The organism is Mesobacterium pallidum, from assembly GCF_019966535.1.
Taxonomy (GTDB): domain Bacteria; phylum Pseudomonadota; class Alphaproteobacteria; order Rhodobacterales; family Rhodobacteraceae; genus Mesobacterium; species Mesobacterium pallidum.
On record NZ_JAIMID010000014.1, the window covers coordinates 144,372 to 154,413 of the forward strand.

A 10,042-nucleotide genomic window follows, 5' to 3' on the forward strand; every position below is an offset into this window, starting at 1 on the left:
GACTCGCCGCTGCGGAACCCGCCCCTTGGACGGGCAGATGCCAACCGGCGCGGCGACGGGCAGCAACGTAAAGCCGGAAGGGCTTGCTTTTTCGGCAAATGCTGTTTCGATAGGCGCAGTTGTCTGGGGTCGCGCGGTTCTTGCCGCCCTTACCCCATTCGAACAGCCACAGAGCTCGCGCCAAGCGGGTCGCCACAAAGCCGGGCGCAACCCCGGTCCAACAAGGAGTGTCGATATGACAGTGAAATCCCTGCTGCTGGGAGCTGCCGCCGCAGTTGCCTTCGCCCCTGGGGCGATGGCCGAGCGGGGCGCGGACGGAGAGGTGAAGATCCTCTACTGGCAGGCGCCCTCGATCCTGAACCCGTTCCTGTCGGGCGGCACCAAGGACGTGGAATCGGCGTCGTTGATCGTCGAACCGCTGGCCCGCTACAACGAGAAGGGCGAGCTGGTGCCGTGGCTGGTCGAAGAGATCCCGACCGTCGCCAACGGCGGCGTCAGCGAGGATCTGACCACGATCACCTGGAAGATCATGCCCGGTCTCAAGTGGTCTGACGGAACCGATTTCACCTCGGAAGACGTGAAGTTCTCTTGGGAATACTGCACCCACCCCGAGGGCGGCTGCGCGCAGTCGACCAAGTTCGAAGGCGTGGGGTCGGTCGACACGCCCGACCCGCTGACCGTGGTGGTGAATTTCGACGGGCCCACGCCCTTCCCCTACGGCCCCTTCGTCGGCGGCGAGAGCCCGATCATCCAGAAGGCCCAGTTCGCCGATTGCATGGGCGCCCGCGCGCCCGAATGCACCGATCAGAACTTTGGCCCGATCGGCACCGGCCCCTTCGTGGTGACCGAATTCCGCCCCAACGACGTGATCACCCTGGTCGCGAACGACTATTACCGTGACCCGGCCAAGCCTGCCTTTGGCGAAGTGACCTTCAAGGGCGGCGGCGACGCGGCGGCGGCGGGCCGCGCGGTGATGGAGACGGGCGAGTTCGACTATGCCTGGAACCTGCAGCTGGCCCCCGATGTGATCAGCCAGATGGAACAGGGCGGCAAGGGCGTGCCGGTCGTGGCCTTCGGCCCGCTGCTGGAACGCATCCACCTGAACCACACCAACCCCGACCCGGCGCTTGGCCCGGACGAACGGTCGGTCGTGCGCCCGCACCCGTTCCTGCAGGAACCCGCGGTCTACCAGGCCATGAAGATGGCCATCGACCAGCCGCTGCTGGTCGAAGTGGGCTATGGCCAAGCCGGCCGCGTGACCTGCAACTGGGTCCCCGCACCCGATGCGTTCAACTCGGACAGCATGAGCTGCGACACCCAGGACATCGCGGGCGCCAACAAGCTGCTGGATGACGCGGGCTTTGTCGACAGCGATGGCGACGGCGTGCGCGAGGCCAACGGCGTGCCGATGCGGATCAGCTTCCAGACCTCGACCAACGCCGTCCGCCAGGACTTCCAGGCGCTGATCAAGCAGTGGTGGTCGGAAATCGGCATCGACGCGGAACTGCGCAACATCAACGCCTCGGTGTTCTTCGGCGGTGACCCGGGCTCGCCCGACACCTTCCAGAAGTTCTATGCCGACGTCGAGATGTACGCCAACACCTTCAACGGCACGGACCCGCAGTCCTATCTCGGGAACGGTCTTTGCGACAAGGCGCCGTCGCCGGCGAACCAGTGGCAGGGCGAGAACGTCAGCCGCTTCTGCATGGAAGAATACGACGCGCTCCACGCCCAGCTGCGCAGCACGGCCGACATGGCCGAACGCGCCCGCATCGGCCGCGAGCTGAACGACATGTTCGTCATGAACGGCGGCATGATCCCGCTGGTCCAGCGCGGCCGCCTGTCGGCCCGCGCCACGACCCTTGGCGGCGTCGTCCTGAACGTCTGGGACAGCGAACTGTGGAACGTGGCGGACTGGTACCGCATGGACGAGTAATCCACTGGCCTCGAGGGGCCCGGCCACCCGCGCCGGGCCCCGACCCGCTTTCCCATACCGGAAAATGACTGACGTGCCGAGGCGCCGCCCATGCTGACATTCACCATTCGTCGCCTGACCCTGGCTGTCCCGACGCTTCTGTTCATCAGTCTCGTGATCTTCCTGCTGCTCGAGCTCGCCCCCGGCGACCCGATGGCGCAGATGCCCCTGACCATCCCGCCCGAGGTGCGCGAGCAGATGCGCGTGGCGCTGGGGCTGGACCAGCCCTGGCCCGTCCGGTTCTGGAAATGGTGCGTGCAGTTCTTCTGGATCGAACCGCAGGTGCTGATCGACCACATCTTCGGCACCTCGTTCTCGGCCGGCGATCCGCGCGTCGTGTCCTGGCAGACCCGCTCTCCGGTCATGGACACCGTGATCCAGCGCATGCCGCAGACCCTGTGGGTCGTGGGCGTGGCCTATGTGGTCGGCATCCTGATCGCGATCCCGATCGGCATCTACTCGGCCTACAGGCAATATTCGATCTTCGACCAGGCGGGGACCTTCGTCACCATGGTCGGCTACTCGGTCCCGCCGTTCTTTACCGGACCGCTGGTCATCATGATCTTTGCCGTGCAGATGGGCTGGTTCCCGTCGCTTTACGACACCACGCACAAGGTGGTGGACTGGGCCAGCTTCAAGGAGCAGCTGCACCAGATGTTCCTGCCCGTGATGGTGCTGGCCACCCAGATCACCGCGCAGATCAGCCGCTTCATGCGGGCCGCGATGCTGGACAACCTGCACCAGGACTACGTGCGCACCGCCCGCGCCAAGGGCCTGGGCGAGACGATGGTGGTCATGGTCCACGTGGTGCGCAATTCGATGATCCCGGTCGTGACGGTGATCGCGCTTGGCGTGCCGTCGATCTTTGGCGGCGCCATCATCACCGAACAGGTGTTCAAGGTGAACGGCATCGGCCAGCTTCTGATCACCGCGATCCAGGCGAACGACCTGCCCATGGTGCAGACGCTGACCTTCATCTTCGCGGTGCTCATCGTGCTCTTCAACCTCATCGCAGACGTCCTTTACGGGCTGCTCGACCCGAGGATCCGCTATGACTGACAAGGCCCCCGCTGCGCCGCTGAACGCCGGCGCCCTGCCCGACCCGATGCCGACCAGGCCGCCGCGCAGCCAGTGGCAGGACGTGTGGCGCCAGTTCCGCAGCCACAAGGGCGCGATGGCCGGGCTTGCGCTGTTCGTCTTCATCGTGCTGGGCGTGGCCATCGGCCCCTGGATCTGGTCGGCAAGCCCCACCGACATCCCGCCCGTGGTCGACATGATCAAGAACCGCGACATGCGGCCCATCTACACGCTGCTCTGGGACAGCGGGGCCAAGACGTCCTGGGCGCATCCCCTGGGCACCGACAACCTGGCGCGCGACAACCTGGCCCGGCTGATGTTCGGCGGCCGCGTGTCGATCGCCGTGGGCCTGACGGCCATGGCGCTGTCGATCCTGCTGGGCACGCTGATCGGCGTCATGGCCGGCTACGTCAAGAAGCTGGACGGCCCGCTGATGCGCCTCACCGACCTCTTCCTTGCCCTGCCGCTGCTGCCGCTGATCCTTGTCGCCTCGCTGATGTTCCGCGAGGCGCTCGCGGCCACCTTCGGCCCCGAGGGCGGGGTGTTCATCCTCGTCGTCGCCCTGATCGGCATCACGTCATGGATGCAGACCGCACGGATCGTGCGCGGCGACGTGCTGGCACTGAAGGAGCGCGAGTTCATCCTGGCCGCGCAGTCCATCGGCACCTCTCCGCGCAACCTGATCCTGCGGCACCTTCTGCCCAACGTGGTCTCGCCCATCATGGTCTCGGCCACCCTGGGCATCGCCATCGCGATCATCACGGAAAGCTCGCTGTCGTTCCTCGGCTTCGGCTTCCCGCCCGACTTCCCGACCTGGGGGCGGCTGCTGAATGACAGCGTGGACCGCATGACGCTCTACCCCGAACGGGTGATCTGGCCGGGCATGCTGATCTCTCTCACCGTGCTGTCGGTCAACTACCTGGGCGACGGGCTGCGCGATGCGCTTGATCCCCGCATCCGGGGCCGGTAGGTCTGCTCTCGAACAATCTCGAGGGAGACGAAAATGACCGACCTGACCCCGCCCTTCCGCGCGGATCACGTAGGCAGCCTGCTGCGCCCCAAGGCCATCCAGGCCGCACGCAAGAAGCACTACGAGGAAAAATCCATCTCGGCCGACGAGTTGAAGGCCGTCGAAGACGCCGAGATCCCCGCGCTGATCAAGATGCAGGAAGAGGTCGGCCTGAAAGCCGTCACCGACGGCGAGGCGCGGCGCAGCTTCTGGCACTACGATTTCATGGGCATGCTGACCGGCCTCGACCTGGTCGAACGCGACGAGGGCGTGCAATTCGCCGGGGTCAAGCTGCGGCCGATCTTCCCGACCTTCAGCCAGCGGCTTGATTTTCCCGACGATCACCCGATGCTGGACCACTTCCGCTTCGTGAAGGACAACACCAGCGTTGTGCCCAAGATCTCGATCCCCGGGCCGTCCTGCTGCCACTTCCGCACCGCCAAGGCCGACATCCACGTGGACGCCTACAAGGACGACCCGCAGGCGATCTTTGACGACCTGGTCAAGACCTACGCCAAGGCGGTCGACAAGTTCTACGAGGCCGGCTGCCGCTACCTGCAGATGGACGACATCTTTTTTGCCTACCTCTGCGACCCCAAGCACCGCGCCGACAAGCAGGCCGAGGGGCTCGACCCCGACTGGCTGATCGAGCGTTATTCCTGGATGCTGCGCGAGGCGATCAAGAACCGCCCCGCCGACATGACCATCGGCATGCATATGTGCCGCGGCAACTTCCGCTCGACCCATGCCGCCACCGGCGCCTACGACATGGCGGCCGAGGCGATCTTTTCGACCGGCGTGGACGTGTTCTTCATGGAATACGACACCGACCGCGCCGGCGGGCTCGAGCCGCTGGGCCTGCTGCCCAAGGGCAAGCAGATCATCCTGCCCGGCTTCATCACCACCAAGACGCCCGAGCTCGAGGACATGGACTGGCTCAAGTCCAAGTTCGACGAGGCGTCGAAATACGTGGACATCAACCAGCTGGGCATCGCGCCGCAATGCGGGTTCGCCTCGACCGAGGAAGGCAATGCCGTGACCGAGGACGACCAGCGCCGCAAGCTGGAACTGGTCGTGAAGACCGCCGAGGAGATCTGGGGCGGCGTCTGAGCCCATCTTGACGGACAGACAGAACGCGCGGGGCAGCAGTCCCGCGCGTTTTTCGTGGACGATTGTTTCGGTGGGGGGATCCGAGTGTTTCCCGCGACTGCGCCCTTGTGGGTTGAACTGCACTCGCCTTGTTAACAAAGTGTTTACTATCGTTTCCCGATTCCGACCAAGGTCGGAGTCTGGGAACCGGTGGCAGGCTGACCGGGCCTCGAGGCCCCTCTCAGGCCCGCGGCCTGCCCCGGACCCGCACGGTCACTGGGGTAGACCGTCTGCGCCTCGGCTCGGCACGGCCTCTCCGTCCGGACCGACCCGGGGCGCGATCCCGGCCCGATCCGCAAAAAAGACCGGTTTGCCCGGTGCCCGCCCTGCCCGCAAGCCCACCGTTTGCACGCGCCGCGGCGCTACGGACCAAGGTTCCGGCCCACGCGCGGCCCATCGGAACGCTTTCCCGCCAAAGCCGGCCCGTCGCCGTGTCCTTCCCCTTGATCGGCGCAAAAATTCGTCGCATCCGGAACGATATTCGCATTTCGGAGGCTTCCATGTTCGAATCGTTCGGCTTCGAAACCCTGACCGCGCCGCAGGCGGCCGTCTGGTTCGCCCTGATCGTCGGGGCCCTGTTCGGCCTGCTGGCCGAACGCACGCGCTTCTGTTTCCGCCGCGCGCTGGTGGGAGAGGATCGCCGGCAGGCGGCCGGCGTCTGGTTCATGGCCCTCGCGCTGGCCGTCATCGGCACGCAGGTCGCCGTGGCCGCTGGCCTCATCACCTTCGACGATCACCGCTTCATGACCGGGGACCTGCCCTGGCTCGCCATCGTGCTGGGCGGGCTGATGTTCGGCGCCGGCATGGTGCTGACGCGCGGCTGCGTCTCGCGGCTGACCGTGCTGGGCGCGAGCGGAAACCTGCGCGCGCTGACCGTGATCCTGGTCTTTGCCGTCGTCGCCCATGCCACGCTCAAGGGCGTGCTGGCGCCGGTGCGCACCGCCATCGGCTCGGTCACGCTGCCGCTTGGCGACAGCGTCAGCCTTGCCGCCCTGCCCGGCGGCGCGCCGGTCTGGGCCGGGCTGATCGCACTGGCCGGGCTGGCCATCGCGCTGCGTTCGGGCGCGCGGCCCGGCACGCTGGTGCTGGCCGCGCTGCTGGGCCTGCTGGTCCCGCTGGCCTGGGTCGGCACGGGCTATGTCCTTTACGACGACTTCGACCCCATCGCGATGGAGAGCCTGTCCTTCACCGCCCCCGCGACCGAAGCGCTGTTCTTCACCGTCGCCTCGACCGCGATCCCGGCAGGCTTTGGCACCGGGCTGATCGGCGGCGTGCTGATCGGCGCGCTTGTCGCCTCGCTCATCTTCGGCAGCTTTGCCTGGCAAAGCTTTTCCTCGCCCCGCGAGACCGGCCGCTACGCGGCAGGCGCGGCGCTGATGGGCCTGGGCGGCGTGCTGGCTGGCGGCTGCACCGTGGGCGCGGGCCTGGCCGGCGTGCCCACCCTGTCGCTAGCCGCGATCCTGGCGCTCGGCGCCATCGCCGCCGGGGGCCTTGCGGCCAACGCGGCGCTCAGCGGCGCCCGCGCGGGCCTGGCGCAACCGGCCGAGTAAACGCGCGCAAACTAACGAAGGCGCGGGCCCTTCCGGGGCTGGCGCCGCCTGCCGTTTCGGGCAAGGATCGCCGGGCATTTGAAAAGGGCCCGAGCCATGGTTGAGACGGCGATCCTGCACATCGGCATGCACAAGACCGGCACGACCGCGATCCAGGCCAGCTTTGCCGGCTATGACGACGGGCAGCTCTTTACCGCGCGGTTGTCCGAGCCGAACCATTCGATCCCGGTCTCGACAGCCTTTCTGACCGATCATCGCGCCTATCACATCTGGACCAACAAAGGCACGCCCGCGGCCGAGATCGACGCCCACCGCACCGCGGACCGGGCCACGCTCGAGGCCGAGCTGACGCGCCCGGACCGCGAGACCGTGCTGATCTCGGGCGAGGATATCGGCATGATCGACCCCGCGGGACAGGCCGCCCTTATCGCCTTCCTGCGCGAACGGGTCCGCACCATCCGCGTCATCTGCTACCTGCGCGACCCGGCCAGCTTTGCCTGTTCCAGCTTTCAGCAGCGGGTGAAAGCTGGGCTGGACAAGGTCCCGGCGAAAAGCCGGCCGCGTTACCGGGCCCGGATGGGGGTCTTTCTCGAGGCGCTGGGGCGCGAGGCGGTCGAAGCCGTGGCCTATGACCGCGCAGCCTTTCCCGGCGGCAGCGTGGTGCAGGATTTCGCCGTCCGGATCGGTGCGGATGCGGCGCGCCTCACCGACACCCGCGCCAATGACAAGCTCAGCCTGCCGGCCACGCGGCTGATCCTGCATTTCAACCGGACCTGCCCGCTGAGCCTGGGCGATCCCGCCCTGTTCCGGGCCCGGCAGGCGCTGGTCTCGACCGTCGCCCGCGCCTATCGCAGGGCCGAACGGCTGGACCCCGCCCGCTTTGCCGCCATGGCGGATGTCAGCGACATGGCCTGGCTGAAGGATACCTTCGGCCTGACCCTGCCCGTGCCGGGCAAGGCCCCGCCCGTGGCGCCCTATCTCGAGACGCTTGACGATATCGACCCGACCCCGCTGCGCGCCACGCTCGAGGCGGCGGGCGTCGACACGCCATTCCGCGCCCCCCCGCAGATGCTGCACCGGCTTTACTACCACCTGGTGGCGCAGCAGTCGGCGACATCCGCCGGACCGGAGCTTGCGCCCGCCGACGGGATCGTGCTGCGCGACGTGGCGCTGAAGCACGAGACCGGGGCGCGGATCACCCGGGCCGAGGCGATCCACCTGATGGAGATGGCCAGCCGCGCCCGGCCGGACGGGGTCTATATCCGCAAGTTGCTCGATCGGCTGAACATGGTCGAGGACGAGGCCGAACTGTCCTAGTGGTACGCATGGCGGATGCGGCGGATGATCCACCACACCGCCAGCACCACCGGCAGGGTGATCGCCGCCATCAGCTCAACCTTGTCGAGCCCCAGCGGATAGGCCAGCGGCCCCGCGAGGTAACCGCCCAGCGACACCGCGTAATAGCTGATCGCAACAACAGACAGGCCTTCGACCGTGGTCTGCAGGCGCAATTGCAGGTCGGCGCGCTTGTCCATGCTTTCCAGCAATGCCTGGTTCTGCGCGCTGCGTTCCACGTCCACCCGCGTGCGCAACAGGTCGCTGGCCCGCATGGCACGGTCGGACATGCCGGCCAGGCGGCCCTGGGTCGATTTCACGGTCCGCATGGCCGGGTCATAGCGGCGCATCATGAACTCGTGGAAGGTCTGCCGCCCCGCGAGGCGTTCCTCGCGCATCACCTGGACGCGCTGCAGCACGATGGCCTCGTAAGCCTCCGTTGCGCCAAACCGAAACGACGCCTGGGCCGAGATATCCTCGAGCTCGGCCGAGACCTGCAAGAGCTCGCGCAGCGTCTCCTCGGCGGGCTTCTCGGCGTCGCTCATGCTGCCGACCAGCGAGTTCAGGGCATGGTCGATCTCGGCCAGGCGCTTGCCCAGCGACTTGGCGCGGGCAAAGCCCAGCATCGACATCGTCTTGTAGGTCTCGATCTCGCAGAGCCGCTGCACGACGCGCCCCACCCGGCGCTGGCCGGTCCCTTCGGTCGGGAAGACGGCAAAGCGCATGTGGCCGTGGCTGTCGATGCGGAAGTCGCCCGCCACCACGGCGGCATCGTCCAGCACCCGCGACGAGGCGAGGCTTTCGGGCACGAACCAGGCATCCAGCCGGTCCAGCACCTCGGGCTCGGCCGGGCGCGGCTCGACCCGGATCAGGGCCGAGGTGACCCGCTCGCCCGGCATGGCCGCGCGCCAGTCGGCCGGGAAGACCTCGAAATCCGCGGCGTCGAAGGGGCGTTCCCCGAGCCCGTCGAGGAACACCGTATAGGTCACGAATTCCGTGTGGCTTTCCCATTTCATGTGGTGCTTGCCGAGGCCCCCGTGCCAATGGGTCGCCCCGGGCTGCGGATGCGGCGCGCCGAAGCGGTCGAGCAGGTCGATGAGATGCGCAAGATCCGCCGCCCGGTCGCGGGCCACCGCCGCCTCGGCCTGCTTGACGGCCAGGAAGACCGCGCGGCAGGGCGCGCTGAGCGACGGGAACGGCCGCGCGTGCAGCTCGTTCGACAGCCGATAGCGTTCAGAATGGTCCTTGATCTGGGTCATGCGCGGCTCCTCATCGTGCCGCTTGTTACGTTAACGGCAGCCGCACGGAAATGCGATATGTTTTCAATAAGTTGGATGAATGCAACGGTATACTGCGGCCGCGCCGCCACGGGTCAGACCCTGGCAAGCGTCCCCTGCGCCGCCGCCACCAGCTTTGTGACATCGCCCGAGACGGCAAAGATCTCGGCCCGCGCGACGGACTGGCTGCGGCCGGCGCTCAGCGTCTCGCCGCGCGCGATCAGCGCCTTTCCCTTGCCGGGGCGCAGGTAGTTGATCTTGAACTCGACCGTGACGCAATCGCCCAAGTCCTGCCCGCCGGCATAGGACAGCGCCATGTCGGCGAGATAGGCCAGCAGGCCGCCATGGGCAAACCCGTGGTGCTGGGTCAGCTGGTCGGTCAGGGGAAGGCGGAACTCCACCCGTCCGTCGCCCATCGACAGCAGCTCGGTCCCCAGCAGCGCGTTGAAGGGCTGCGCGGCCAGGATACGGCGGCCGGTGGCTTCGGGGTCGGTCATCATGGGGCGGTCCTCCTGGGCGCTAGCGTTGCGCGGAGGCGGGCGGGGGTCAAAGGGAACGTGGCGTCGGAGGGGGGTGATCGAAGTCAATAGCACTAGGGTCAGGACCTATTGATTTCCGCTTGGTGGCGTGATTCACGGCTCAAAAACGAGCGGTGAACATGTCTGATCTT

8 protein-coding genes are annotated in these 10,042 nt (G+C 67.2%); 6 read left to right on the forward strand and 2 right to left on the reverse strand.

Annotated features, from left to right (window positions below; translation table 11 throughout):
• Positions 1-235 precede the first annotated feature (235 nt).
• From MF270_RS19350 to MF270_RS19375, 6 genes are all read left to right on the forward strand, one after another.
• Positions 236-1,936, forward strand: a complete 1,701-nt coding sequence (locus MF270_RS19350) for a peptide ABC transporter substrate-binding protein (protein ID WP_238367423.1) — start codon at positions 236-238, stop codon at positions 1,934-1,936.
• Positions 1,937-2,026: 90 nt separating this feature from the next.
• Entirely contained in the window at positions 2,027-3,034 is a 1,008-nt protein-coding gene (locus MF270_RS19355) for an ABC transporter permease (protein WP_238367424.1), read from the forward strand.
• Positions 3,027-4,022 (forward strand): ABC transporter permease, encoded by a 996-nt coding sequence (locus tag MF270_RS19360; protein WP_238367425.1) that lies wholly within the window; start codon positions 3,027-3,029, stop codon positions 4,020-4,022. Before MF270_RS19355 ends, MF270_RS19360 begins: the two co-directional genes overlap by 8 nt.
• Positions 4,023-4,055: 33 nt before the next feature.
• Complete coding sequence (locus MF270_RS19365) at positions 4,056-5,171, forward strand: 5-methyltetrahydropteroyltriglutamate--homocysteine S-methyltransferase (protein WP_238367426.1); 1,116 nt, start codon at positions 4,056-4,058, stop codon at positions 5,169-5,171.
• A gap of 539 nt (positions 5,172-5,710) precedes the next feature.
• On the forward strand, positions 5,711-6,760 hold the full coding sequence (locus MF270_RS19370) for a YeeE/YedE family protein (RefSeq protein WP_238367427.1): 1,050 nt from the start codon (positions 5,711-5,713) through the stop codon (positions 6,758-6,760).
• A gap of 96 nt (positions 6,761-6,856) precedes the next feature.
• Entirely contained in the window at positions 6,857-8,077 is a 1,221-nt protein-coding gene (locus MF270_RS19375; RefSeq protein WP_238367428.1) for a phosphoribosyltransferase family protein, read from the forward strand.
• Here the strand turns inward: MF270_RS19375 and MF270_RS19380 are convergent.
• Together MF270_RS19380 and MF270_RS19385 are read right to left on the reverse strand one after the other, a co-directional pair.
• Positions 8,074-9,354 carry a DUF3422 family protein gene (locus tag MF270_RS19380; RefSeq protein WP_238367429.1) on the reverse strand — a complete coding sequence of 427 codons (1,281 nt, stop codon included), beginning with the start codon at positions 9,352-9,354 and terminating at the stop codon, positions 8,074-8,076. The genes MF270_RS19375 and MF270_RS19380 overlap by 4 nt on opposite strands.
• A 113-nt stretch (positions 9,355-9,467) precedes the next feature.
• Complete coding sequence (locus tag MF270_RS19385) at positions 9,468-9,872, reverse strand: PaaI family thioesterase (protein WP_238367430.1); 405 nt, start codon at positions 9,870-9,872, stop codon at positions 9,468-9,470.
• Positions 9,873-10,042 lie beyond the last annotated feature (170 nt).